The following is a 25,897-nucleotide window of genomic DNA, read 5'->3' on the forward strand; positions in this document are numbered from 1 at the left end:
GCAAAATACAATTGACCACAAGTCACGAATGGCTGGCACATTATTGCCGTAGAATCGCCTCATCTCCCGTCAACGAGTAGCGACCCATGACTGAGCAGTACGCCTTCATCCTCAAAGCCAAGACCCGTCCGGAAATGGCCGAGGCATTCGAAACCCTGTTCCGCGCCTACGTCGAGCCAAGCCGCCAGGAACCGGGCTGCATCGAGTACCACATGCTGCGCGACAAGCAGGACCCGAGCCTGTTCGTGTTCTTCGAGGTCTGGGCCGACAAGGCCGCGCTGGATGTGCACTCGGCGCTGCCGCACATGACCGCGTTCTTCGACAAGCGCATGGACTACCTGGAGCGCGATTTCGACATCCAGATGATCGACATGCTCAGCGCCTCGTCCGCTAGCCGCTGATGAGCAAATGGCCGCCAAGTGCGGCCAGGCCGAAGAAGAAGCAGCGCTTGAACAGCAGCGCGCTGATGCGCTGGCGCAGCCATTGCCCGGCCAGCATGCCGAGCAAGGCCGGCGCCAGCATCAGCAACGAGGCCCCCAGGGCCTGGCCACCCAGGGCATCCTGCCCGGCCAGGCCGACGGCCAGGGCCAGGGTGGACACCGTGAACGACAGGCCCAGGGCCTGGACCATCTGCTCACGGTTCAAGGCCAGGCTCTGCAGGTAGGGTACGGCCGGTATCACGAATACCCCTGTCGCTGCGGTTACCACGCCGGTTACCAGGCCGCAGGCCGGCCCCAGCCAACGCTCGCGGCTTGGCGCCAGGCACAGGCCCGCCCCGACCAACCCGTACAGCGCATAGGCCAGCAGGGCCGCGCCCAGTGCATGTTTGGCCCACGGGCCGCTGTTGATCCCCAACCAGGCGCTGCCCAGCAAGGTACCGATGAAGAGCATTGCCAGCATCGGCCCCAGACGTACCAGCAACGCCCGCAGATGCCCGCCACTCGCCAGCTGCCAAAGGTTGGTGAAGGTCGAAGGCACAATCAGCAACGCGGCAGCCTGCGCCGGAGGCATAGCCAGGCCCAACAGGCCCATGGCGATGGTCGGCAAGCCGAGGCCAATCACCCCTTTCACCGTGCCGGCCAGCAGAAAGGTCATCACCACCAGCGATGCGAGGGCTGGGCCAAGGTTCTGATAGAACGCGAGCAAGGTTTCCATCAGCCGATGATGGCGCGCGCCGGCCTGGCTGAAAATCTGTCATATACTCAGGCAGACTCTTGCCAGGACATAGCCAGATGCATTTCGACCTGATCGACCTCAGGCTGTTCCAGCACACCCTGGAGTGCGGCAACATCACCGCCGGCGCCAGCCGCAGCCACCTGTCGCTGCCAGCAGCCAGTGCGCGCATCCGCGCCATGGAGGCATCGTTGGGCATCCCCTTGCTGGAGCGCAATCGCCGTGGCGTACAGCCGACACCGGCCGGCCAGGCCCTGCTGCGGCATGCCCGGCTGATAGCGCAGCAGGTCGAACGCCTGCAGTTCGACCTCGGCCAGTATGCGCAAGGGCAACAAGGCCAGGTGCGCCTGCTGTGCAACACGGCGGCGCTCACCGAATACCTGCCGGAACTGCTGGCCAGCTACCTGGCTGAAAACCCCGGTATCAGCGTCGATGTGCAGGAACTGCCGAGCCTGCGCATCGTACAGGCAATTACCCAGGGCATGGCCGACCTGGGCATCGTTTCGACCGCAGCCCCTTGCGAACACCTGCAAACCCGCCCCTTTCGCGACGACCCGCTGGTGCTGGTGATGCCGCCGGGCCACCCGCTGGCCAGTGCGCTCGCGCCCAGCTTCAGCGATAGCCTGGCGCACGGCTATGTCGGCCTTGGGGCCGGCAGTGCGTTGGCCTTGTACCTTGAAGAGCAAGCCCTGCGCGAGGGGCGGCGGATGCAGGTACGCGTGCGGGCCGAGGGGTTCGACGGGGTAATTCGCATGGTCGCCGGCGGTGCCGGGGTGGGGGTGGTGCCGCTGGCAGCGGTGCGGCGCTGGCAGGGTATGTTGCCCTTGCACTGGGTGGCGCTGGCGGAGCCATGGGCCAACCGGAGGTTGCTGGTGTGCGCGCGGGATTTTGCGGCATTGCCGGGGTATGCGGCGGGCTTGCTCGCTGCCATTGCAGGGTATTAAGCCTTACACAAAACTTCCCCAGATCCGCCAGCCATTGTCCTGATTTAGCTCCTGCCAGCCCACCCGCTCGCGCGGCCAGAATCGCGCAGAGCGGCGCCACCAAGCCGGCAGAGCCTGCCTGCCCCCTCCCCCAGGACGGACGCTCATCCTGGAGCGCCTGGCCCGATGGCGAGGGCTGAAAACCTGCCACCCGGGGAAAAGCTATAGATGCCGAAAGCCCTGAATCAGTGGCTTCCCACATTTTCATCAGAGCAATACCGGACTACCAGGCTTCCGGCTTTACCCGCAATGCAGACTCACACAAAATAGCGCCCCAATGCCCAACGAAAAGGACTTCACGGTGGCCTCGATCTACCAGCTCAAGCCGCGCTTCCAGGCCCTGCTCCGCCCCACGGTGCAGCGCCTTCACGAGCGGGGTGTCACCGCCAACCAGGTCACGCTCGCAGCTGCCCTGGTATCAGTGCTGCTGGGCCTGCTGCTGGTTACCCGGCATCATTCCGCCTGGCTGTTCATCCTCCTACCGGTATGGATGCTGCTGCGCATGGCCCTGAACGCCATCGACGGCATGCTTGCCCGGGAGTTCGGCCAGCAATCCACCCTCGGCGCCTACCTCAACGAACTCTGCGACGTGATCGCCGACGCCGCCCTGTACCTGCCCTTCGCCCTGCTGCCAGGGGTATCGCCAGCCTTGGTCGTGCTCGTGGTGCTCGGCGCCACCTTCAGTGAGTACGCCGGGGTCATGGGCCCGCTGGCCGGTGCCTCGCGGCGCTACGACGGGCCCATGGGCAAGAGCGACCGGGCCTTTGCCTTCGGCGTACTGGGCACCGGCGTGGCCTTCGGCCTGTTGGCCGGGGCCTGGATCAACGGCTTGTTGCTGGTGATCCTCGCACTCTCGCTCTATACCCTCTACAACCGGGTCCGCCAGGGGCTGGCCGAAACCCGTTGAGCCTCCTGCCGTCGTAAAAGGATGTTGACCATGCGCCAAGCGCAAGCACTGCACTTCAGTACCCATGACGGCGTCGAGCTGCATTACCGTCACTGGCCCGCCACCCGTAACGAACACCAGCCTCGCCGGGCTGTGGTGATGTTCCACCGCGGCCATGAGCATGGCGGGCGCATGGCCCACCTGGCCGATGAGCTGGACATGCCGGGCTATGACTTCTTCGCCTGGGATGCCCGTGGCCACGGCGAGTCCCCGGGAGCACGCGGCGACAGCCCGGGGTTCGCCACCAGCGTGCGCGATGTGCAGACCTTCATCGAGCATATCCAGGCCCGCCACGGTATCGCCGAGCCGGACCTGGTGGTGCTGGCGCAGAGTGTCGGTGCCGTGCTGGTCGCCACCTGGGCCCACGACTATGCCCCCAAGGTGCGCTGCCTGGTGCTGGCGTCGCCGGCGTTCAAGGTCAAGCTGTATGTACCGTTCGCCCGCCCCGGCCTGAAACTGCTGAAGGCCTTGCGCGGCAACTTCTTCGTCAACAGCTACGTCAAGCCACGCCTGCTCACCCACGACCCCGAACGGGTCATGTCGTACGTGGCCGACCCGCTGATCAGCCGGCCGATTTCGGTGACCATGCTGCTAGGCCTGTACGAAGCCGCCGACCGCGTGGTGGCGGATGCCCAAGCCATCCAGGTGCCGACCCAGCTGCTGGTATCCGGTGCCGACTTCGTGGTCGAGCGTCAGCCGCAGCAACGCTTCTTCGAGCGCCTGGGCAGTGCGCGCAAGGAAATGCACATCCTGCCGGGGTTCTTCCACGACACCCTGGGCGAGCGTGACCGGGCCCATGCCCTGCGGCGCATCGAGCGGTTCGTCGAGCACTGCTTCGCCAGCCCTGCGCCGCTGCCGTCGCTGCTCGATGCCGACAAGGTCGGCGCCAGTTGCGCCGAGGCCGAAAGCCTGGCCGCGCCATTACCGCACAACTCGCCCCGCGACCTCTACTGGCGCGCCACCCGCGCCGGGCTGCGCCTGGGCAAGGGGCTTTCGGAAGGCGTGAGGCTAGGGTTCGACACCGGTTTCGACTCGGGCAGTACCCTTGACTACGTGTACCGCAACCAGCCGACCGGCAAGGGCAAGCTGGGCCGTCTGGTCGATCGCAACTATCTCGATGCCATCGGCTGGCGTGGCATCCGCCAACGCAAGCTGCACGTCGAAGAGTTGCTGCGCCTGGCCATCGCCCGCCTGCGCGAACAGCAACGGCCGGTGCACATCGTCGATATCGCTGCCGGCCATGGCCGCTACATCCTCGAAGCCCTGCAGGAGCTGGAGCAACTGCCGGACTCGATCCTGCTACGCGATTACAGCGAGCTGAACGTGCAGCAAGGCAGCGCGCTGATCGCGGAAAAAGGCCTGGCTGACATCGCCCGCTTCGTCCAGGGCGATGCCTTCGACCGCCAGAGCCTGGCGACGCTGGAACAGCCGCCGACCTTGGCCGTGGTCTCCGGCCTGTACGAACTGTTCACCAGCAACCAGCTGGTGGGCAATTCGCTGGCCGGCCTGGCCGACGCGGTGGAGGATGGCGGCTACCTGGTCTACACCGGCCAACCGTGGCACCCGCAACTGGAGATGATCGCCCGCGCCCTCACCAGCCACCGCGGCGGCGAGGCCTGGGTGATGCGCCGGCGCAGCCAGGCCGAAATGGACCAGTTGGTCGAGGCAGCGGGCTTCCGCAAGCTGGCCCAGCGCATCGATGAATGGGGTATTTTCAGTGTCAGCCTGGCCCAACGGGTGCGCTGAATGAAGCCATCGCGCGAGCCCGGGCTGGTCCGCCGGGGCGTATTCTGGCTATTGCTGCTGGGGCCGCTGTTTTTCCTCAGCTATGGGCTGGCCAACAGCCACACGGTTGGGCGCAATGATGTCGGCAGCCTGGTGTTCGGCTGGGAAAGCCGCATGCCGTTGTGGCCGTGGACGATCATCCCGTACTGGTCGATCGACCTGCTCTACGGGCTGTCCTTCCTGCTGCCGCGCACGCGCCAGGAAATGGACCGGCATGCCCTGGCCCTGCTGACAGCACAGGTGATCAGCGTCAGCTGCTTCCTGCTCTGGCCGCTGCGCTTCACCTTCGCGCGGCCGGAACTGGATGGCGTGTACGGCTGGATGTTCGATGTGCTGATGGGGTTCGACAAGCCGTTCAACCAGGCGCCATCGCTGCATATCGCCCTGCTGGTGATCATCTGGACCATGTTTGCCCGGCATGTGCAGCGCCAGCCCTGGCGTTGGCTGATGCATGGCTGGATGACGCTGATCGGGGTATCGGTGCTGACCACCTGGCAGCACCACTTCATCGACGTACCGACCGGGGCGCTGGCGGGGTTCTTGTGTGTCTGGCTGTGGCCACACCAGGGCCGGCTGCCCTGGCAGCAGGCCCACCTTGCGCAGGATGCCAAGCGCTGGCGGTTGGCCTTGAGCTATGCCGCGGGTGCGCTGTTGTGCGCCGTGTTTGCCATGAATTTGGGGGGCGCCTGGCTGTGGCTGGCCTGGCCGGCCGTGTCGTTGGCGCTGGTGGCGTTGAATTACGGCCTGTTCGGTGCTGGCGGGTTTCAGAAAGGTGCCGATGGGCGCTTGTCGAATGCTACCCGCTGGCTGCTGGCGCCTTATCTGCTGGGGGCCTGGGCCAATTCGCGGCTGTGGACCTGGCGGCATCCGCAGGCGGATGAAGTGTGTGATGGGGTTTATCTGGGGCGGATTCCCGGGCGTGGCGCGCAGTTCGCTGCGGTGGTCGATTTATGCGCGGAGCTACCGTGTCATGTTCAGGACAGCGCGGCCTCTTGCAGGAGCGGCCTTGTGTCGCGAAAGGGCTGCGAAGCGGCCCCGGCAATATCTGCTGCGAAGCTGAAAACCTGGGGCCGCTTCGCGGCCCTTTCGCGACACAAGGCCGCTCCTACAAAGGTCGCGTCCGCCGTTGACTACGTCTGTTTTCCTACCCTGGACCTGATCGCCCCGCAAAGCCCATTGCTGCACCAGGCCGCCGTCGCCATCGAACGCCTGCGCGCCCAAGGCCCGGTGCTGGTCTGTTGTGCCCTGGGCTACTCGCGCAGCGCCAGCGCCGTAGCCGCCTGGCTGGTGGTCAGCGGCCGCTGCAGCGACGCTCGGCAGGCCGAAGCGCTGATCGGCAAAGCTCGCCCAGGGATAGTCTTGCGTCGCGCACACCACCAGGCCCTGCAACAACTGGGAGCACAATCATGATCCTGCTGCTGGTGGCCAGCCTGCTGGGCCGTGGCAAACAGCTGGAGCGGCTGTCCGACGGCCTCACCTTGCTGGCGCTCGCCTACGGCTTGGCGCCATTGCTGAATGCGCCGTTGCCACCACTGGCCAGCCTGCTGTGCAGCGTGCTGTTGGTACTGGGCGTACTTCACAAGTACTGGGCCATCCGCGTGGCGGTAGATGCCGACCTGTTTGCCCACCTTGTCAAGAGCTCCGACCTGCCGGCAGACACCCAGGCCCTGGACCGCGCCTTGTTCGAACTGAAACTCAAACCGCACGCCGCCGACTCGCGCGCCTGGCCTGCCCGCAGCCAGGCTGCACTGGCCCTGCTGCGCCGCCAGGCCGTATGCCTGGGCCTGCAGTTGGCACTGGCCTTGACTACCCTGCTGACACTGCCTTTGAAGGGATAACGACAACCCCATGCTCGCCAGCCTGACCGCCTACCTCATTACCTCCGCCGCCCGCCTGATCACTGGCGCCCGCGCCCTGTGGCTGGGCTGCACACCGCTGCCGGTGCAGCGCCTGTATTTCGCCAACCACAGCAGCCATGGCGATTTCGTGTTGCTGTGGGCCTCATTGCCAGCACCGCTACGCAAGCACACCCGCCCGGTGGCCGGCGCCGACTACTGGGCCAGGCCAGGTATCCGCGACTTCCTCATTCGCAAGGTGTTCAATGGCGTGCTGATCAACCGGCAACGCAGTGAAGGCCAGGGCAGCCCACTGCAGCCGATTCTCGAAGCCGTGGCCCAGGGCGACTCGCTGATCTTCTTCCCGGAGGGCACGCGCAACCTTGGCGATGAGCCGCTGATGCCGTTCAGGAGTGGGCTGTACCATCTGGCTGCGGCGAATCCCGACGTCGAGCTGGTACCGGTATGGATCGCCAACCTCAACCGGGTGATGCCCAAGGGCCGCGCCTTGCCTCTGCCGTTGCTGTGCACGCTGAGCTTTGGCGAACCGCTGCACCTGGAGGCTGATGAAAGCAAACAGGCGTTCCTCGAACGGGCCAGCAAGGCCCTGCTGAACCTGGCCCCCAAGGATGCCTGACATGGACCACAACACCCTTTCGCTGTTCGCCGGCATCGGCGCCCTGCTGCTGCTCGCCAGTGTGATCGGCCGCCTGCTGAAATGGCGCGCCGGCCCGGCACCACACGCGGTGATCGACAACCTCAACGCCCGCATCAATGCCTGGTGGGTCATGGTGCTGGTGATCGGCATCGCCTTCCTGTTCGGCAAGTACGGGGTGATCGTGCTGTTCTATGGCGTGTCGTTCTATGCCCTGCGTGAGTTCATGACCCTCACCCCGACCCGGCGCAGCGACTACCCGGCGCTGGTGGCGGCGTTCTACGTGGCGCTGCCGGTGCAGTACGTGCTGATCGCCATGGACTGGTACGGGCTGTTCAGTATCTTCATCCCGGTGTACCTGTTCCTGTTGTTGCCGATCCTGGCCAGCTTCGGTGGCGACACCACACGCTTTCTCGAGCGTGCCTCGAAGGTGCAGTGGGGGCTGATGATCGCGGTCTACTGCGTGTCGTCGGTGCCGGCACTGATGACCCTCGACATCCCCGGCTACGAAGGCCGCAACCTGCTGCTGATCGCCTGGCTGATCCTGGTGGTGCAAATCAGCGACGTGCTGCAGTACGTGTGCGGCAAGCTGTTCGGCAAGCACAAGGTGGCGCCCAACCTGTCGCCGTCGAAAACTGTCGAGGGCCTGGCCGGTGGCGTGGCGCTGGCCACCCTGACCGGCGCCCTGCTGTGCTGGATCACGCCGTTCACTTTCTGGCAGGCCGCGCTGATGGCGCTGGCAGTGAACGCCATGGGCTTCTTCGGCGGGCTGGTGATGTCGGCGATCAAGCGTGATCGCGGGGTGAAGGACTGGGGGCACATGATCGAAGGCCACGGCGGCATGCTCGACCGCATGGACTCGGTGTGCTTTGCCGCGCCGGTGTTCTTCCACTTTGTGCGCTATTGGTGGGCATGACCATACCCCCCAGGGGTATACGCATTCTTGTAGGAGCGGCCTTGTGTCGCGAAAGGGCTGCAAAGCGGCCCCGGTAATATTCGCGGCGAAGCTGAAACCGGGGGCCGCTACGCGCCCCATCGCGACACAAGGCCGCTCCTACAAAGGGTCGTGCCACGCCGGCGTAGTCACTTCAGGTACGAACGCAGCAACGCCGCCACCTTGTCGGCCTCGTCCTGCCGCGCCTCGGTGCTCAGCCCGTCCGCCACCAGGTGTTCGCGGATATGCCCTTCCATCACTTCGGCCATCAGCCCGTTCACCGCACCGCGCACGGCGGCGATCTGCTGCAGGATCGCCAGGCAGTCCTTGTCCTGCTCCAGCGCCGTCTCCAGGGCGGCGGCCTGGCCTTTGATCTTGCGCACCCGGGTCAGCAGTTGCTTCTTGCTCTTCAGGGTATGTGCCATAGGGTTTCACACCATGCTAGGTATACTGGGGTATAGTATATTTCTCGACATTCCGGAAGCATGATAAACCATGGCGACACAAACCTCAGACCGTTGGCAGCACAGCCACCAGTTCCATACCAGTAACCTCGGTGCCGAGCGCAAGACCCGCCTGGCGGTGTGGCTGACCGCCGTGATGATGGTGGCGGAAATTGCCGGCGGCTGGTTCTTCAACTCCATGGCGCTGCTGGCCGACGGTTGGCACATGAGTTCCCACGCGCTGGCCCTGGGCTTGTCACTGCTGGCCTACGCCGCTGCCCGGCGCTATGCCGGCGATCGGCGCTTTGCCTTCGGCACCTGGAAAATCGAGATTCTCGGCGGCTACTCCAGTGCCCTGCTGCTGCTCGGGGTGGCGGGGCTGATGGCCTTCCAGTCGGTCGAGCGCCTGCTGGCACCGGGGCCGATCCACTATGACCAGGCGATCTTCATCGCGGCCGTGGGCCTGGCGGTCAACCTGATCTGCGCCTGGCTGCTGCGGGACGATCACGATCACCACCATCATCATGATCATCACCATGGCCACGATCATCAGCACGACCACGGTCATCATCACCACGACCTGAACCTGCGCTCGGCCTACCTGCATGTGGTCGCCGATGCCGCCACCTCGGTGCTGGCCATCGTCGCCCTGCTGGCCGGCAAGTTCTGGGGCGCCGGCTGGCTCGACCCGGTCATGGGCCTGGTGGGGGCGTTGCTGGTGGCGCTGTGGGCCCGGGGGTTGCTGCGCGACACCAGCCGGGTACTGCTGGACGCGGAGATGGACGCACCGGTGGTGGCGGAAATACGCGAAGTGGTGGCACAGCTGCCGGTGCCGGCCAGCATTACCGACCTGCACGTGTGGCGGGTCGGCAAGGACCAGTACGCCTGCATCCTCGGCCTCGCCGCAGCTTGCGAACTCAGCGCCGACAGCGTGCGCCAGGCCTTGGGCGTGCACGAGGAACTGGCGCATGTCACCGTCGAGGTCAACCGCCTGGCATAGCGCGACCAGACAGCTGGACGTCGAGCCCAGGCAACTGCGGCTCGGCCGATGGCCCTATGGTGACGAGTCATTCAGCCAGTCACCAGGAGTTGTGCCATGTCCGATTTCATCACCGTCCTGCGCGAAACCTGCCCGACACCGGTCGTGGACGCCACCAAGTGGAAGCGCATCGGCGGCGATCCGCACACCGTCAACCTCAACGCCTACCTGTCGGCCGACGGCAGCAAGATCATGGGTACCTGGATCTGCACCCCGGGCAAGTTCGAGGTCAACTACGAGAAGTGGGAGTTCTGCCACTTCCTCGACGGCTACTGCATCATCACCCCGGAAGGCGAAGAGCCGAAGCACCTCAAGGCAGGTGACGTGTTCGTGATCGAACCGGGGATGAAAGGCACCTGGGAAGTGGTCGAAACCGTGCGCAAGTATTTCGTCTTCGCCTGATTGGTAAACTGTCCCGGCCCAACCGCCGCAAGCCGGCGATTGGGCCGGGACAGGCAAAAAAAATCGCGGATCAGGCGCCCTTCCCTCTGGTGCGCAGTTACAGAGGGAAGGCCACCTGGCCCGCGATGAAGTCCACCTCGCTGGTCAATCTTTCTTGCGGTAACTCTCGACGATGGCCGAGAAATCCTTGCCGCCTTCGCCGCGCAGGCTCATGGCCTGGTACAACTGCTGGGCCACGGCCCCGAGGATCACTGGTTGGTGCGCCTGGCGCGCCGCTTCGGTGGCCAGCCCCAGGTCCTTGAGCATCAGCTCGGCGCCAAAGCCACCGGTATAGCCCCGCGACGCCGGTGCGGTTTCGATGATGCCGGGCCATGGGTTGTAAGTGTCCGAACTCCAGCAACGCCCGGTCGAACTGTTGATGATGCCGGCCAGCACCTTGGTATCGATGCCCAGTGCATTGCCCAGGGCCATGGCCTCAGATACACCGACCATCGAGATACCCAGCAGCAGGTTGTTGCAGATCTTGGCGATCTGCCCGGTGCCGACTTCACCGCAATGCACGATGTTGCGGCCCATCTGTTCCAGTACCGGCTTGAGGGTGGCGAACAGCTCGGCGCTGGCACCAACCATGAAGGTCAGGGTACCTGCCGCCGCACCACCGGTGCCGCCGGAAACCGGCGCATCCCCCATGTCCACGCCCTTGGCTGCGGCCGCCTTGGAGACATCGCGCGCGGTTTGCGGGTCGATGGTGCTGCAGTCCACGGTTGGCGTGCCAGGACGAATACCGGCCAGCACGCCGTCTTCGTTCAGGTACACGCTGCGTACATGGGCAGCGGCCGGTAGCATGGTGATCACCAGCTCGCTATTGGCCGCCGCGTCCTTGGGCGAAGGGCTGATCTGCCCGCCCAGTTCGGCGAGCTCGGCCAGCACGGCCTTGTTCAGGTCGAACAGGTTCAGTTGGTGGCCAGCCTTGATCAGGTTGCGGGCCATGGGTGCGCCCATGTTGCCGAGGCCGATGAATGCGATACGCATGACGCTCTCCTTAACGCAGGCTGATGGTGGTGTTCACACCGTCGTTGACGCTGTCGTCATCGAACCAGCGGGCGGTGACGGTCTTGGTCTGAGTGTAGAACTGCACCACTTGCTTGCCGTACGGGCCGAGGTCGCCGAGCTTGGAGCCACGGGAGCCGGTGAAGCTGAAGAACGGCACCGGTACCGGGATCGGAATGTTGATACCTACCTGGCCGATGTCGATTTCGCTCTGGAACTTGCGCGCTGCCGCGCCGCTCTGGGTGAACAGGCCAGTGCCGTTGCCGAATGGGTTGGCGTTGACCAGGGCGATGGCCTCGTCAAGGGTGTCGACTTCCAGGGTCACCAGTACCGGGCCGAAGATTTCCTGGGTGTAGATCTGCATGTCGGTCTTCACGCCCGAGAACAGGGTCGGGCCGACGAAGTTGCCTTGCTCATATCCCGGCACCTTGACGTCACGGCCATCGAGTTCCAGCTTGGCGCCTTCCTTGATGCCGCTTTCGATCAGGCCCAGCACACGCTCCTTGGCACGTTTGGAAACCACCGGGCCGACATCGGTGCCTGGCTCGCAACCGGCATTGACCTTGAGCTTGCTGGCCGCTTCCTTGATGTCCGGCAGCCATTCGCGCGCCTTGCCTACCAGGACCGCCACCGAGGTGGCCATGCAGCGCTGGCCCGCCGCGCCGAAGGCGGCACCGACCAGGGCGTTGATGGTTTGGGTGCGGTTGGCATCGGGCAGCACCACCGCGTGGTTCTTGGCGCCCATCATCGACTGCACACGCTTGCCGTGCTGGCTGCCCAGGTTGTACACGTGGGTGCCCACTTCGGTGGAGCCGACGAAGGAAATCGCCTTGATGTCCGGGTGGGTGCAGATGGCATCCACCACTTGCTTGCCACCGTGCACCACGTTGAGCACGCCAGCCGGTACGCCGGCTTCCAGCGCCAGCTCGACCAGCAGCATGGTCGACAGCGGGTCCTGCTCGGACGGCTTGAGCACAAAGGTGTTGCCGCAGACGATGGCCATCGGGAACATCCACAGCGGGATCATGGCCGGGAAGTTGAACGGGGTGATACCGGCGCATACACCGATGGGCTGGCGCAAGGTATAGGTATCGACGCCAGCGGCGACGTTTTCGGCGAACTCGCCCATCTGCAGGGTACCGATCGAGGCGGCATGCTCGACCACTTCCAGGCCGCGGAAGATATCGCCTTCGGCATCGGCCAGGGTCTTGCCTTGTTCGGCACTGAGCACCTGGGCGATACGCTTGGTGTGTTCGCGGATCAGCGCCTGCAGCTTGAGCATGATGCGCATGCGTGCGCCAATCGGGGTATCGCGCCAGGTCTTGAAGGCACGCTGGGCAGCAGCCACGGCGGCGTCCACTTCCTCGGCGGTGGCGAACGGTACGCGCGCCAACACTTCCTGGGTGGCCGGGTTGACGATATCGCGCCATTCAGAGGTCTTGGACTCGACCCACTGGCCGTCGATCAGCAGCTTGACCCGGTCGATTTTGGTCTGGTTAGGGGATTGCGGTGCGTTCATCTGCGTTCTCCTTGGAATTATTGTCGGGACGAGATCGCCAGCGCCGAGCAAACGCGAGGTGGCGTCCTGAGGCTTGTTTCGAGTATAGATGTGCAAACATCCAACAAGAACGCACAAAAAAACCGGATCATCATGCAAAAAGACCTCACATCCCTGAGCGCGCTCAACTGGGACGACCTGAAGTTCTTCCTCGAAGTGGCCCGTACCCGCAAGGCCAGTAGCGCCGCCAAGCGCCTGAGCGTCGACTACACCACGGTGTCGCGGCGCATCAGCTCGCTGGAGGGGGCACTCGGCACCCTGCTGTTCGAGAAGTCGCGGACCAACGGCTTTGTCCTCACCGCCGAAGGCCAGCGCCTGCTGGGCTATGCCGAGTCGATCGAGAGCACGCTGCACATGGCCTGCGAACAGGTATCCGGGTCGGGCGTGGCGTTGTCCGGGCATGTGCGCATGGGCTGCACCGAAGGTTTCGGCAGTTTCTTCGTCACCCCGCAGCTGAGCCACTTCGTCGATGCCTACCCGGCAATCTCGGTGGACATACTGCCGCTGCCGCACTTCATCAGCCTGTCCAAGCGCGAGGCGGACATCGTCATCGCCCTGGAGCGACCGGAGCATGGGCCGTACGTGTGCTGCAAGCTGTGCGACTACCGCTTGCGCCTGTACGCCACCCGGGAATACCTCGATAACCACGCCCCCATCCGCCAGATCGCGGACCTGGCCAGGCACCCGTTCATCAGCTACGTGGACGACCTGGCGTTCAGTTCGGAGCTGCTGTACCTGGCCAACCTGATCCCCAGCGCCAGCGCGCATTTGCGCAGTACCAGCGTGATTGCCCAGTACACGGCGGCGCTGCAAGGGCGAGGGCTGGCGATATTGCCCTGCTTCCTGGCCGCGCAGGATCCACGACTGGTGACGGTACTGCCGGAAGAAATCGAGGTGACACGGCAATTCTGGATGTACTGCCGGGAGGATTTGCGCAAGTTGAAGCGGATTACCCTGCTGTGGGATTACATCCGCGGGGTGACCGAGGCGAATGCGCCGTTGTTGATGGGCGAGACGCGCGAGATGCGCTTTGCTCAGGAGTGAGCATGCTTGGGCGCATCATCGATAGTGTGGGAGCGGGCTTGCCCGCAAACACCGGCGGAGCCGGTGCCAGGCACCCTGTAGCCCGCTCTCGCAAGTAGGTCTGTAACCGTAGGGCGGGAATCAGTAGGAAGCCACGACGATAGACACCCGCCGGTTCTCGGTACGCCCGGCGCTGGTGCGGTTGTCCGCCACCGGCTGGCTGCTGCCCAGGCCGCGACTGTGGATATTCTGCGCCGGCATGCCTACCGCGACCAACGCTTGGGCCACGCTTTGCGCACGCCGCTCGGACAACTGCTGGTTGTATGCCGCCTTGCCCGACGCGTCGGCATGCCCGTCCACCCGCACGCCCTGGATGCCAACGCCGAGCAATGCCTTGCCGATACGTTCGACAATCGCCTGGCTCTGGCTGTTGAGGCTGTCCAGGTCGCTGCCGAACAGCACCTTGCCCGACAAGTCATAGGCCCACCCTTCATCGGTCGGGGTGAAGCCTTCGCGCTTGAGCACGGCGACCTGTTCGGCGCTCAGGCCTTTGGGCGGCGCGCTCTGGCAGCCAGCCAAGGCCAGCAGCGCCAGCAACAAGGCCCATAGGGGGAAACGCAAAGCCTGCTTCACGGGTTCAACTCCTGTTGTTGATTTCCATCTGTGCTACCTGCCAGTGCCCGCGGCGATTGCGCTTGGCCTGGTACATCGCCGCGTCAGCGGCATTCAGAAGGCTGGCGGGATCGCTGCCGTCATCTGGGTAATAGGCGATACCGACACTCAACGAGGTGGCGATACTGCGGCCACTGTCCAGTTGCACCGGCAGTTTCATGCTGGCAACGATCTTCTCGGCAACGCGCTCGGCATCCTGGCGCGAATGCAAAGGCGTCAGCAGCACGGCGAACTCGTCGCCGCCCAGGCGTGCCACCAGGTCGTGCTCACGCAGCTGGGCGCGCACACGGTCGGCCACGCTGATCAGCACTTCATCGCCCACGGCATGGCCGAGGGTATCGTTGATCTGCTTGAAGTGATCACTGTCGAGAAACAGCAGCGCCAGGTGCTCCTGCTGCCGCTCGGCATTGCGCAGGCTGCGGGTCAGGCGCCCCTCGAAAAAGGCGCGGTTGGGCAGGCCGGTCAAGCTGTCATGGCTGGCCTGGTGGGCCAGCGTCTGGTTTTCGTTCTGCAGGTGGCTGTGCCACACCTCCAGTTCGTCGAGCAGGGCGTTGAAGTCATTGCCCAGTTCATTGAGCTCGGCAATCGCTGCCTCCGGTACACGCCGATCGAAGCTGCGCTCCCGGCGGGCGGCATGGGCGACACTGGCCAGGCCGCGCAGCGGGCGGACGATATCACCGAGCAAACGCCGCGACAGGTGTTGCGCAGCCAAGGCGCTGAGCAGCGTACAGAACAGGATGCCGGCCAACCCACTGAGCAGGAACAGCAACAGGCTACGCCCCTGGCCGACCAGTTCGATGCGCCCTACCTGCCGCTGCTGGTGGGTGATCGGCAGGTTGACCGGTTCATCCAGCAAGGCGCTGGCAACCTGCCCTTCCAACCGCGCAAGCAGGCCACTGTCACTGCGCTGCCAATGCGCCAGTTGCTGGCCTTCGTTGTCGAATACCCTGGCTTCGGCCACTTCCTCGGCGCTGGCGATCAGCGCCAGCGCTTCGTTGGCCGCAGCGCTGTCATCGAACACCACGGCCGCTTCCACGGTGTAGCTGATCGAACGGGCGATCAGGTGCAGGTTATGGTTGGCGTAAACACGCAGGGCAAGCACGCCCAGCAGGGTCAGCGAAACACCAGCCAGGCCGACGGCGAGCAAAGCGACGCTCAGGTGGCCACGGCCGAGCACCGAGCGCAGGGTCGGGCGGGCGCCGCGCTTGTGCGCCGGCTTCATGGCTGCACCGCCCGGCGCTGCGACAACTGCAGCACGCTGGGGTGAATGCGCACGCCGGAGCGTGCCACCGAGTCGAGGTTGACCTCGAAGGCGACTTGTCGGTCGCTGACCCGCAGGCAGAACAGGCTGCCGACCGTGCACGGATCGTCCGCTTCGCTGATGCTCAGTACCGGGTGGCCACTGACGCGCTCGAACAGCCGGTCACGCTGGCCCTGGTCGAGCTTGCCGATATAGATGGCATCGCAGGCCTGGGCAACCTGGCTGTCCGTCGCCAGCAGGCGCCGTACCTGCAGCGGCTGACCGGACTCCTGGACGTGGCCTTTGATCAGGTCATCGGCGTACTCGGTCGGGCCGACCAGGCATAGCCGCAAGGGTGACGGCTCCACGGGCCAGCGGGCATAGCTGAAGATACCCAGTACGACCTGGGTGACGGCTTTGGCGCGTTGCTGCGCCTGGGCGACGGTTGTGGCGGTGTCCGCCTGGGCAGGACCTGCTGCAAGGAACAGGGCGGCCAGCAATAGCGAAAGCACACAGCTTGTCACTCGCCTTGCGGCCAGCTTCATGCGGGAAATCTCTCAAGATCCTATCGGATTACGGCGCAACGATAGCATATGGCCGCATCCTGTGTAGGAGCGGCCTTGTGTCGCGAAAGGGCGGCAAGCCGCCCCCGCGATAGCTGTGGCGCTGCCGAAAGCGGGGGCCGCTTTGCGGCCCTTTCGCGACACGAGGCCGCTCCTACAGGGGAACGCGTACGGTTTCAGACCTGTTCCAGCATCAACCCGGAAATACGCCGTACCTTGCGCGCCACCGCTTCTTCGAAAATGCCCTGGCGGGGTTCGATCAGGCTGAAGCAGTGCTTGGCACGGGTGATACCGGTGTATACCAGTTCCTTGGTCAGCACCGGGTTCAGCGCATCCGGCAGCACCAGGGCGGTATGACCGAACTCCGAGCCCTGCGACTTGTGCACGGTCATGGCGAATACCGTTTCCACCTCGTTCAACCGGCTGGGCAGGACGAAGCGCACCCCGCCACTGCCGTCGTTACGCGGGAAGGCCACGCGCAGCAGGGGCTCGCCGCGCTCGTCGGGCAGGCGCAGCGCAATACCGATGTCACCGTTCATCAGGCCCAGGCCGTAATCGTTGCGCGTCACCAGCACCGGGCGCCCTTCGTACCAGGGCTGCTGGCTGTCGATCAACCCGGCATTGTGCAGCACCCGCGCCACCCGCTCGTTGAGGCCTTCGACACCCCAGGCCCCGCGGCGTACCGCGCACAGTAGCTGGAAGTCCTCGAAGCTGTGCAGCACTCGGCCTGCCCATTGCTCCCATGCTGGGTCATCGAAGGCGGTATCCAGCGCCGGACGGTAGCGCCCGAGGGTGCGCAGGTAGCTGCGGTAACCTTGCGGGCCATCGCTGCCACGGTCGAGGCCGTCGAGCAGCAGGCGATCGAAGGCGCGGTCGTGCTCTTGTTTCAGGGCCAGGCTGTGCACGTCGGGTGGCGGCATGGCCAGCAGGTTACGCGCCGCGTACGCCTCCTGGCGGTTTACCAGCCGCGCCAGCTGGCCAATGCCGCTGCCCTCGCCGAAACGCCGCGAGAAGCGCAACATCACCACCTGCTGGGCCAGCGGATGGCGCTGCTCGTCACCGCTCTTGAGGCCGCTGCCGGCCAGCGACTCGCCACCGACCTGCTCCAGCCATGCCTGGGTCGCCGGCGAGTAACAGCCGTCTTCGGCGTCACGGCACAGGTCGCCGAGTACCGCGCCGGCCTCGACCGAGGCCAGTTGGTCCTTGTCACCCAGCAGCACCAGGCGCGCCCGTGGCGGCAGGGCATCGAGCAGGTTGGCCATCATTTCCAGGTCGATCATCGAGGCTTCGTCGACCACCAGCACGTCCAACGGCAACGGGTTGCCGGCATGGTGACGGAAGTGTCGCGAGCCTGGTCGGCTGCCGAGCAGGCGGTGCACGGTGCTGACCTCGGTAGGGATTTGCCCGCGCACCTCGGCGCTGACCTGCAGGCGCTCGACTTGCTGGCCGATGGATTCGGTCAGGCGCGCGGCCGCCTTGCCGGTCGGCGCGGCCAGGCGAATGCGCAGTGGCCTGCCCTGCTCAACCGCTGGCGCCTGCAGCAAGGCCAACAGGCGTACCACGGTGGTCGTCTTGCCGGTACCGGGGCCGCCGGTGATGATGCTGAAGCCGGCGCGGGTGGCCAGGGCGCAGGCGAGTTTCTGCCAGTCGACCTGGCCTGCCGGCGCGCCCCCATCGAACAGTTGCGCCAGGCGGCCGGGCAGGTCGGCCGGTGCTGCTTCAGCCTGAGACAGGCGCTGGCGCAGGATATGGTCGATGCGCCGCTCGTAATTCCAGTAGCGGCGCAGGTACAGGCGCTCGCCGCTGAGCACCAGCGGTCGCGCTTGCTGCCCTGGGGTATCGCCGGCAGCCACCAGCGCGCTGGCGGCAATCCGTTGGCGCCAGGCGTGCAGGTCGAGGTTGGCCAACAATTGCGAGGGCAGCAGCAAGGGGCCGGTCAAGGCATCGCCTTCGGGCGGTAACGACAGCGCAAAGTCAGGCTCTGCCAGGGTTTGCTGCAGGTCGAGGCAGACATGGCCATGGCCCAGCTGGTGGCTGGCCAGGGCGGCAGCCAGCAACAGCAAGGGATCGCTGCCGGGGGCGCGTTCTTCCAGGAACGACACGAACGCGCGGTCCAGGGCCCGCAACCAGCCGCGCTCCACCCAACGGTCGAGCAGTTGCAGCAGGTCAGCGCTGTCGTCTCGTGGCTTCAGGGCCAGCAAATGCTCAGCCTGCAGCGGGGTTGGCAACAGGTCGACGAGGCTGCGGCTCATATCATGGCTCCGGCAAACAGGTCCTGCTGCATGGGCGGGTGCTCGCCGCGGAACAGCGCATCGAGGCTTTCGATCAGCTCACGCGGCGGCTTGGCGTGATACACGCCGTGGCCGCTGCTGCTGGCACCGCGCAGGAAGATGAACAGGGCGCCGCCGACATGGCGGTCGTAGTCATAATCGGGCAGGCGAGCGCGCAGCTGGCGATGCAGGGCCAGCACATACAACACGTACTGCAGGTCGTAACGGTGTTCGAGAATGGCTTTTTCCATGGCCAGGCCATCGTAGGCCTGGATGTCCGGGCCCAGCCAGTTGGACTTGTAATCGGCCACGTAGTAGCGCCCGTCCTGCTCGAACGCCAGGTCAATGAAGCCTTTGAACATGCCGTTGAGCAAGGTTGGTTGCGCCGCCGGACGCGCCAGGCCGGGGTGGGTATGGCGAGCCACCAGGCGGTCGAGCTGTTCGGCATCGACCTGACGGCTGGCGAACCAGAACTCCATTTCGACCTGATAGTGGCGCAACTGCCCAAGGGTCACGCTCAAGCCCTTGCCTGCCAACGGCAACGCCTCGCCCAGCAGGCGTTGCAGCCATTGGCTTAGGGTGGTGATCCAGCCGGTCCAGTCACGCCGGTTGCAGCGCTGGCCGACGGTTTCCTGGATCAGCTGCGGGTTGCCACTCACCTGGCTGAAGCCCTCACGGCCCGCCCACTCCAGCAAGCCGTGGAGGAACGTGCCAGGGTTGGGCCCACGCGGGAAGCGGTGGATATCGCCACTGTCGGCCGGTACCTCGCGCAACATCTGCGCATCGGCCCTTTCGTCGTCGAACAATTGCTGTGCCTGCGAGCTGTCGGCGCCGAGCGCTTGCTCGCCAATGCGCAGGGCGCTGTACGAGGCGATCCACCAGTGCTCGGCCGCCGCGCGGCGCGGCTTGCGGGCCGGCAGCAGCTCTCGCGCGGCATGTGGCATGCGGTACAGCTGCTGATCCGCCTGCGGCAGGCCTGGGCAGCTGATGTGCGGGCTGGTTGCCGCCAGGGCCTGCAACCAGCTCCCCAGTTGCTCCGAGCTCGGCAAGGCGAGGCCGCCACCAAGCAGGTAGCCGAACGCCGAACGGTGCAACTGCGAGCTTCTCTGGTTACCGCGCTTGAGGTCGGCAACGCCCAGCCAGCAGGCATGCTGGGCCCGGGTCAGGGCCACGTAGAGCAGGCGCAGGTCCTCGGCCAGGCGCTCGTCATCGGCGCGCGCGATCTGTTCCGGGTCGGGCGTGAGGGTGAGATGAGCGTTACCCAGGCTGTCATGCCAGGCCAGCGGCAGACGGCTGCCATCGACCGGTTTGCTGGTACAGATGAACGGCAGGTAGACCAACGGGTATTCCAGGCCCTTGGACTTGTGAATGGTCACCACCTTGACCAGTTGCTCGTCGCTCTCCAGGCGCAGGATCTGCTCCTCGCCGGCCTGCCCGGAACTGGCCAGGTGCTCGGCCAGATGCCGAATCAGCGCTTGTTCGCCGTCCAGTTCGCCAGCGGCCTGCTGCAACAGCTCGGCCAGATGCAGCAGGTTGGTCAGCACCCGCTCGCCATCACTGCGGCGGATCAGCGTGCGCGGCAGCTGGAAGTCATGCAGCAGATGCCGCAGCATTGGCAGCACGCCCTGGCGCTGCCAGATATCGCGGTAACGGCGAAAACGCATGACCCAGTCTTCCCAGACGCGCTCGTCCTGGTTCAGCCGGTCCAGCGCCGCCAGCGACAGATTGAGGGTCAGGCTGGCCAGGGCGGCCTTGAGCAGGCGCTCCGAGTCGGGTTCGGCACAGGCCTTCAGCCAGGCCAGCAGGTCGTGCGCTTCCTGGGCGGCGAATACCGAGTCCTTGTCGGACAGGTAGACGCTGCGCACTTCGCGCGCGGCCAGCTCGGCACGAACCATTTGCGCCTCGTGCCCATCACGCACCAGGATGGCGATGTCAGAGGGCAGGCACGGGCGCAGTTCGCCCTCGGCAGTGCGGAAACCTGCACTGCCCTGCTGGCCACCATTGAGCAAGGCAACGATATGGCTGGCGCAACTGGCGGCCAGTTGCTGGCGGTAGACGCTGCCGGAAACGGGCTCCTCGCTTTCCAGCTGCCAGCATTGCAGGGCGGCACAGGGTTCACCGTCGATCAGCAATTGCTCGTCCCGGCCTTTGGCACGAACCTCGATGAACGGCAGCGGGTTGTCATCGGCCTCGCGGAACAGGAACGCCCCGCGCCCGGCTTCACGCGCCTCGGCCTGCAGGAACAGCTGGTTCACCGCTGCGACCATGGCCTTGCTGGAGCGGTAGTTGGTATCCAGGCTGTGCAGGCGGCCGCTGGTGGCGCGGCGCGCAGCAAGGTAGGTGTAGATGTCGGCGCCACGGAAGGCGTAGATCGCCTGCTTGGGGTCGCCGATCATGAACAGCCCGGTCTGCGCGCGGTTCTCGCTGATCCGGTAGATACGCTCGAAGATGCCGTACTGCACCGGGTCGGTGTCCTGGAATTCGTCGATCAGGGCGACCGGAAACTGTTCGCGGATCAGCCCGGCCAGGCGTTCGCCGGCCTCGCTGGCCAGGGCGTGTTGCAGGCGAAGGAGCATATCGTCGAAGCCCATTTCCGCACGCCGCCGTTTTTCCACTTCGAAACGTGCCGATACCCAGCTGGCGGCGTGCTCGAGCAAGGGCGCCTCCGGGCTGTCCAGGGCTTGCAACTGCTGCTGCAGGGCCTGCATGGCATCGAGGGCCGGGTGGACGGGTGGCTCACCGGACTTCCACGCGTCAAGCATGCCCGCCGGCGTCAGGCGGCTGAAGCCGCTGCCCAGCTCCAGCTCGACCAGCTGCTCGTCAGCAGCCCAGGCGCACAGCTTGTCGCACCAGGAATCAAAATACTGTGCGCGCATCTTGCGGCCATCGACCTGCTTGGCGGCCACCGCAGCATGGCAGATCTGCCGCAGCTCCTCCGCCCATTGCGCCCATGGCGCCTTGAGCCGGGCCAATTGCTCGCCACGCTGTTGCAGCGACGCCTGGATCAGCGCCGCCGGTTCCAGCCCTTCCTGCTGGGCGCGCACCCGGCCGAACAGCGGGCGGATGCGCGGCAGCAAGGCGTCGGGGCTGCCCCAGTGGTTGCGCACCCAGGCCAGCGCATCGCCCTGCATGCCATAGCAGAAGCGCCGCCAGTAATCGCGCACCACTTGCGCCAACAAGTCGCTGTGGTCGGTTTCCAGGGTCTGGGTGAACAGGCTGCCGCTGTCGAAGGCGTGCTCGCGCAGCATGCGTTGGCACCAGCCGTGGATGGTCGACACGGCGGCCTCGTCCATCCATTGCACGGCGATTTCCAGGCGCCCGGCACAGCGCGGCCAGGCCTCTTCCGGGTAGTCACCACGCAGTTGATGCAACAGCGGATCAGCGGCTTGCAGTTCACCGCGGAAGAACCGCGCGGCTTCCGCCAGGCGGGCGCGGATGCGCTCGCGCAGCTCTTTGGTCGCGGCGTCAGTGAAGGTCACCACCAGGATTTGCGGTGGCAGCAGCTCGCGATCGAAGCCCTGCTCGCCGCCATGGCCGAGGATCAGGCGCAAGTACAGCGCAGAAATGGTAAAAGTCTTGCCCGTGCCGGCACTGGCCTCGATCAGCTGGCTGCCATGCAGGGGGAAACTCAGTGCCAGGGGACGGTCCTGGGTCATGCGCCTTTCTCCGGGTTGCCCAGGGTCTGCCAAGGGGCGTCGAACAGCGGGCGGTACAACGTTTCGCACCAGCCTTCGAAGGTTTCATCGGCGGTGAGCGCGGCAAAGTCACGGAACTGGCGGGCCAGGGCGACGCTTTCACTGCGCTCGCCGAAGCTGGTGCGCCCGTCGCCTTCGTAGGCGCGGGTTGCGGCGGCCAGGGCTTTGTCGCTGTCGTCCTGGGCCAGCCAGGCGAACGCGGTCTTGGCCGCGACCGGCAACGGCGCGTTCATCGCCGCCTGACGGGCCACCAGCAAGTCACCCAGCAGTTGCGCCGCCTGCACCTGCGGCAATGGCGCAAGCAGCAGGGTCAGGTCACTGGCCACCAGTGCGCTGTGATAGGGATAGCCCGCCGCGCACGCTGCCAGGTGGGTGACCCAGGGCACGATCAGGCGGTGCCACTTGAGGGCATTGCGCCCCGCACTGATGGTGTTGGGCACGGTCGAGATGCTCAGCAGGCTCTGGTCATCGGCCTGGAACACCCGGCCCAGCCAGCCTTCGAGGCGATGCTGGCCATGTTCGAAATGCACCGGTAACGCGCCCTCGACCAGGTGTGGCCAGCGTTGCAACAACTGGCGGTGGCGTTGCAGCAAGTCTGGCAGCGGCTCGATCAGCTCGCGCTGCAGCAACTCGCCGAACCCCGCCAGTGGCAGCAGGCCACAGGCCTGCAGGCGCCGGGCCTGCGCCTGCAGGGCCTGTTCGGAATTGTCCGGCTCGGCCAGCGCGGCACCGAGCAGGCTTTCGCTGGCACCGTAGCGTTGCAGGGCATCGAGAACGAAGGGCTCTTCGTCCGGGGTCGGTGCCTCCAAGGCTTCGAAGTACACTTTCAGGCGCTGGCTGAAGAAGTGCCGCACCGGGTGGCGCAGAAAGTCACCCAACAGGCTCAGGCTCAGGGCTTCGTCATCCTGATAGGGCGGCAGGCCAGGGTCACCTTGCTCGTCATCCAGCCCCTGCTGGTGCAGCACCTGCCACTCATGGGCAAAGCTGAACAGCGGGCTGCCTTGCTGGAAGTAGCGCGGGCTGAACGGCTGCAACGGGTGCTCCTGGGTAAGCGCATGCAGCAGCTGTTCGCCGGGTTCGGCAGGCTGCCCTGGCTGTGCATTTGCCAGTAGCCAGCCGGCCGCAAGGTGGTCACGCAGCTGGCCGATCAGTACCGAGGCCGGGCGTTCGCTGTTGTCGCGGATGCTACGCCCGACCCAGCTGACATAAAGCTGGTCGCGTGCCGACAGTAACGCCTCCAGGAGCAGGTAGCGGTCATCCTCGCGGCGCGAACGGTCACCCGGGCGGTAGTCACTGGCCATCAGGTCGAAGTCCAGCGGTTGCTGGGCGCGGGGGTAGTCGCCATCGTTCATGCCCAACAGGCAGACCACCCGGAACGGGATGGCGCGCATCGGCATCAGGGTGCAGAAGTTCACCGAGCCGGCGAGGAAGCGCTGGGACAACTTGCCCTGGTCAAGGCCCGACAGCCAGGCTTCGCGTACGACGGTCAACGGCAGCGGGTCTTGCAGGCCAACGGCCTCGCATACCTCAAGCCAGCCGTCGCGCAGATCCTGCAATTGCATCAGCAGAAACTCGTCACGCTCACCCTCGGCCAGGAAGAATACCTGCAACAAGGCATGCAGGCGCTCCCCCCACTGACTGACCGTGGCAGGTTCGGACAAGGCCTGGCAGGCCACGTCGAGGGCCTCGAGCAAGGCGGCCAGCGGGCCTATCAGTGCTGCATCCAGCCCACCGATTTCATCGTAGGGTTCGATGTCGTCGCAGGCTGCTCCCACACCCACGGCATAACCCAACAACATCCGCCGCAGGCCGAACCGCCAGCTGTTCTGTTCCAGGCCTGCTGGCAAACCCAGGCTGGCCCGCTGCGCGGCATCGAGGCCCCAGCGGATGCCGGCGCCCTCGATCCAGCGGTGCAGCGTGGGCAGGTCGCTTTCGCGGATACCGAAACGGGCGCGGACTGCCGGCACGTCCAGCAGGTCGAGTACTTCACTGACCGCGAAGCGGCTGTCCGGCAGCTTGAGCAGGTGTTCGAGGGCAATCAGCAAGGGCTCGCGGCCGCGCTGGCCCTGGTCGGTCAGGGTGAACGGGATGTAGCGCGGGTCGTTGCGCTGCAACTGGCCGAAAACGGCGCGGATATGCGGTGCATAGGTATCGATGGCCGGCAGCATGACGATGACGTCACGAGGGCGCAGGGTGGGGTCGGCACTGAAGCGGGCCAGCAACTGGTCATGGAGTATCTCCACTTCACGCTGCGGGCTGTGGGCAATGTGGAAGCGGATCGAGCGATCCTGCGTCGGGTCAACTGCCGGCCACAACTCGCGGGTTTCGGCGAGCGGACGCAGTTCGAGGATGTCGTCCTGCAACTGGTTGAGCAACGTGGCAGGCGAGCCGTCGCTGAACAGGTCGATGCGGCCATCGCTGAACACGCCTTGGTAACTGGCAGGGTCATCGTAACTGTCGAGCAGGTTGATGTAGTCGCGGCCTTGTTTGCCCCAGGCGGCCAGCAGCGGGTGGGCATGTTGATGCAGCGACTGGTCGTCCAGTTGCAGGGGCATGCCTTGCTTGCGCTGCTGGCGCTTGTACTGATGCCGCAGCAGGTCCTTGTCGGCAACGATATCGGCCCAGTGGTGGCGACATGGGTTATGCACGCACAGCAACACTTGGCTGAAGCGTGCCAGGCCGGCGAGTGCTTCCAGGGCCTGGGCTGGCAACGAGGAAATGCCGAACACGATGACCCGGGGCGGTAGCCCAGGCGGTGCCTGTTCCAGGCTGTTGATGCGTTCGATGAAACGCTGATGGACGCCGGCACGGCTCTGCGCCATGCCCTGCTCGCCGACCTCTTCCAGCAATGCCCGCCATAACTCGGCTTGCCAGCGGTTCCCCGGGGGCAGTGGTTTGCGCTCGCCACGGGCGGTGTTGAGGATGTGCTCACCGGCAGCCCAGTCCTTGAGCCAGTCAGCGCGGTACACCTGGTATTGGTCGAACAGGTCGGCCAGGCGCTCGGCGAGCTGATAGCGCTTGCGCAGGTCACTGTCGTCGGTAAGGAAGCGCCGCAACGGCTCGAAATGCGGGCGTTCGATCAACGCCGGGAGCAGGCGCATCAGGCGCCAGGTCAATGGTGCCTTGTCGAGCAGGGAAACCTGGGGAATTTCGTCGCGCCCGAGCACGCTCCGGTACAGCTGCCACATGAAGCTGCCTGGTAGTTGCACGTCGATGGCAGCAGCGATGCCGCAGCCGCCAAGGTCGTCTTCCAGTGGGTCTTCAGCCAGGGCCAGTTTGAGCCATTGGGCGATGCCATTGCTTTGTACCAGGGCGATTTCGTTTTCCAGCGGCGCCAGGGGATAACGACGCATCCAACCCACCACCAGGCTGCGCAGGTCGTCGAGGCGGTTGCCATGGACGATCATGAAGCCGGGGTGAAGGTGGGTGGTGCTGGGCATCGACAGGTCTCTGCAAGGCGCTGGTGGCTGAGGGGGGAACGATATCACGCGAACAGTGTAAGAGCGGCTTTAGCCGCGAAACCGGCGACGCGGTTTGCCAGGTCGATCGGGGGTGCAGGGTGGCGGCCGCTGTGCGGCCGATCGCGACGCAAGGCCGCTCCTACAAGGTCGCGCTGGTTTTGCCGGCGCAA

The 25,897-nt window shown here is 65.4% G+C and carries 21 protein-coding genes; 11 read left to right on the top strand and 10 right to left on the bottom strand.

Annotated elements, in window-relative coordinates; genetic code table 11:
* Positions 1-86: 86 nt before the first annotated feature.
* Positions 87-401: a putative quinol monooxygenase gene (locus HU763_RS20755; protein ID WP_170032652.1), complete on the top strand. Its 315-nt coding sequence runs from the start codon at positions 87-89 to the stop codon at positions 399-401.
* On the opposite strand, the gene HU763_RS20760 is transcribed toward HU763_RS20755, so the two are convergent.
* Positions 391-1,155, bottom strand: a complete 765-nt coding sequence (locus tag HU763_RS20760) for a sulfite exporter TauE/SafE family protein (RefSeq protein ID WP_186685482.1) — start codon at positions 1,153-1,155, stop codon at positions 391-393. The genes HU763_RS20755 and HU763_RS20760 overlap by 11 nt on opposite strands.
* A gap of 77 nt (positions 1,156-1,232) precedes the next feature.
* On the opposite strand from HU763_RS20760, the gene HU763_RS20765 reads away from it, so the two are divergent.
* From HU763_RS20765 to HU763_RS20795, 7 genes are all read left to right on the top strand, one after another.
* Positions 1,233-2,117, top strand: coding sequence for a LysR family transcriptional regulator (locus HU763_RS20765; RefSeq protein WP_186685484.1), 885 nt, complete (start codon positions 1,233-1,235; stop codon positions 2,115-2,117).
* Between the two features lie 340 nt (positions 2,118-2,457).
* Entirely contained in the window at positions 2,458-3,063 is a 606-nt protein-coding gene (locus tag HU763_RS20770; protein WP_186685521.1) for a CDP-alcohol phosphatidyltransferase family protein, read from the top strand.
* 30 nt (positions 3,064-3,093) lie between these two features.
* Positions 3,094-4,848 (top strand): bifunctional alpha/beta hydrolase/class I SAM-dependent methyltransferase, encoded by a 1,755-nt coding sequence (locus HU763_RS20775; protein ID WP_186685486.1) that lies wholly within the window; start codon positions 3,094-3,096, stop codon positions 4,846-4,848.
* Complete coding sequence (locus HU763_RS20780; RefSeq protein WP_186685488.1) at positions 4,849-6,297, top strand: phosphatase PAP2/dual specificity phosphatase family protein; 1,449 nt, start codon at positions 4,849-4,851, stop codon at positions 6,295-6,297.
* A complete protein-coding gene (locus HU763_RS20785; protein ID WP_186685490.1) occupies positions 6,294-6,725 on the top strand; it encodes a hypothetical protein in 432 nt (143 codons plus the stop codon). Before HU763_RS20780 ends, HU763_RS20785 begins: the two co-directional genes overlap by 4 nt.
* Positions 6,726-6,735: 10 nt before the next feature.
* Positions 6,736-7,359, top strand: a complete 624-nt coding sequence (locus HU763_RS20790; RefSeq protein WP_170032661.1) for a lysophospholipid acyltransferase family protein — start codon at positions 6,736-6,738, stop codon at positions 7,357-7,359.
* Between the two features lies 1 nt (position 7,360).
* Positions 7,361-8,293 carry a phosphatidate cytidylyltransferase gene (locus tag HU763_RS20795; protein WP_170032663.1) on the top strand — a complete coding sequence of 311 codons (933 nt, stop codon included), beginning with the start codon at positions 7,361-7,363 and terminating at the stop codon, positions 8,291-8,293.
* A gap of 167 nt (positions 8,294-8,460) precedes the next feature.
* Here the strand turns inward: HU763_RS20795 and HU763_RS20800 are convergent, their stop codons facing one another.
* Positions 8,461-8,736: a metal/formaldehyde-sensitive transcriptional repressor gene (locus HU763_RS20800; protein WP_170032665.1), complete on the bottom strand. Its 276-nt coding sequence runs from the start codon at positions 8,734-8,736 to the stop codon at positions 8,461-8,463.
* A 70-nt stretch (positions 8,737-8,806) separates the two neighbouring features.
* Here HU763_RS20800 and dmeF point away from each other — a divergent pair, with 70 nt between their 5' ends.
* Positions 8,807-9,754, top strand: coding sequence for a CDF family Co(II)/Ni(II) efflux transporter DmeF (gene dmeF, locus HU763_RS20805; protein WP_186685496.1), 948 nt, complete (start codon positions 8,807-8,809; stop codon positions 9,752-9,754).
* Between the two features lie 96 nt (positions 9,755-9,850).
* The gene (locus HU763_RS20810; RefSeq protein WP_003258412.1) at positions 9,851-10,195 is read left to right on the top strand and encodes a cupin domain-containing protein; all 345 of its coding nucleotides are present in this window, start codon (positions 9,851-9,853) and stop codon (positions 10,193-10,195) included.
* A gap of 144 nt (positions 10,196-10,339) precedes the next feature.
* On the opposite strand, the gene mmsB is transcribed toward HU763_RS20810, so the two are convergent.
* Complete coding sequence (gene mmsB, locus HU763_RS20815; RefSeq protein ID WP_186685497.1) at positions 10,340-11,227, bottom strand: 3-hydroxyisobutyrate dehydrogenase; 888 nt, start codon at positions 11,225-11,227, stop codon at positions 10,340-10,342.
* A gap of 10 nt (positions 11,228-11,237) precedes the next feature.
* Complete coding sequence (locus HU763_RS20820) at positions 11,238-12,764, bottom strand: CoA-acylating methylmalonate-semialdehyde dehydrogenase (RefSeq protein WP_186685498.1); 1,527 nt, start codon at positions 12,762-12,764, stop codon at positions 11,238-11,240.
* Between the two features lie 132 nt (positions 12,765-12,896).
* On the opposite strand from HU763_RS20820, the gene HU763_RS20825 reads away from it, so the two are divergent.
* Positions 12,897-13,847, top strand: coding sequence for a LysR family transcriptional regulator (locus tag HU763_RS20825; RefSeq protein ID WP_170032673.1), 951 nt, complete (start codon positions 12,897-12,899; stop codon positions 13,845-13,847).
* A gap of 120 nt (positions 13,848-13,967) precedes the next feature.
* Here the strand turns inward: HU763_RS20825 and yfiB are convergent, their stop codons facing one another.
* The 6 genes from yfiB to recC form a co-directional block, all read right to left on the bottom strand.
* Complete coding sequence (gene yfiB / locus HU763_RS20830; protein ID WP_186685499.1) at positions 13,968-14,459, bottom strand: outer membrane lipoprotein YfiB; 492 nt, start codon at positions 14,457-14,459, stop codon at positions 13,968-13,970.
* A gap of 4 nt (positions 14,460-14,463) precedes the next feature.
* Positions 14,464-15,720 (bottom strand): diguanylate cyclase DgcN/YfiN, encoded by a 1,257-nt coding sequence (gene dgcN / locus HU763_RS20835; protein WP_186685503.1) that lies wholly within the window; start codon positions 15,718-15,720, stop codon positions 14,464-14,466.
* Positions 15,717-16,283, bottom strand: coding sequence for a regulatory sequestration protein YfiR (gene yfiR, locus HU763_RS20840; RefSeq protein WP_186685504.1), 567 nt, complete (start codon positions 16,281-16,283; stop codon positions 15,717-15,719). Before yfiR ends, dgcN begins: the two co-directional genes overlap by 4 nt.
* Before the next feature lie 194 nt (positions 16,284-16,477).
* Positions 16,478-18,553, bottom strand: coding sequence for an exodeoxyribonuclease V subunit alpha (gene recD, locus HU763_RS20845; protein ID WP_186685505.1), 2,076 nt, complete (start codon positions 18,551-18,553; stop codon positions 16,478-16,480).
* On the bottom strand, positions 18,550-22,227 hold the full coding sequence (recB, locus tag HU763_RS20850; protein WP_186685507.1) for an exodeoxyribonuclease V subunit beta: 3,678 nt from the start codon (positions 22,225-22,227) through the stop codon (positions 18,550-18,552). The genes recD and recB overlap by 4 nt, the downstream gene beginning before the upstream one ends.
* Positions 22,224-25,706, bottom strand: a complete 3,483-nt coding sequence (gene recC, locus HU763_RS20855; protein ID WP_186685509.1) for an exodeoxyribonuclease V subunit gamma — start codon at positions 25,704-25,706, stop codon at positions 22,224-22,226. Before recC ends, recB begins: the two co-directional genes overlap by 4 nt.
* Positions 25,707-25,897: the final 191 nt, after the last annotated feature.

This window comes from Pseudomonas anuradhapurensis (genome assembly GCF_014269225.2).
In the GTDB taxonomy this organism is placed as follows: Bacteria; Pseudomonadota; Gammaproteobacteria; order Pseudomonadales; family Pseudomonadaceae; genus Aquipseudomonas; species Aquipseudomonas anuradhapurensis.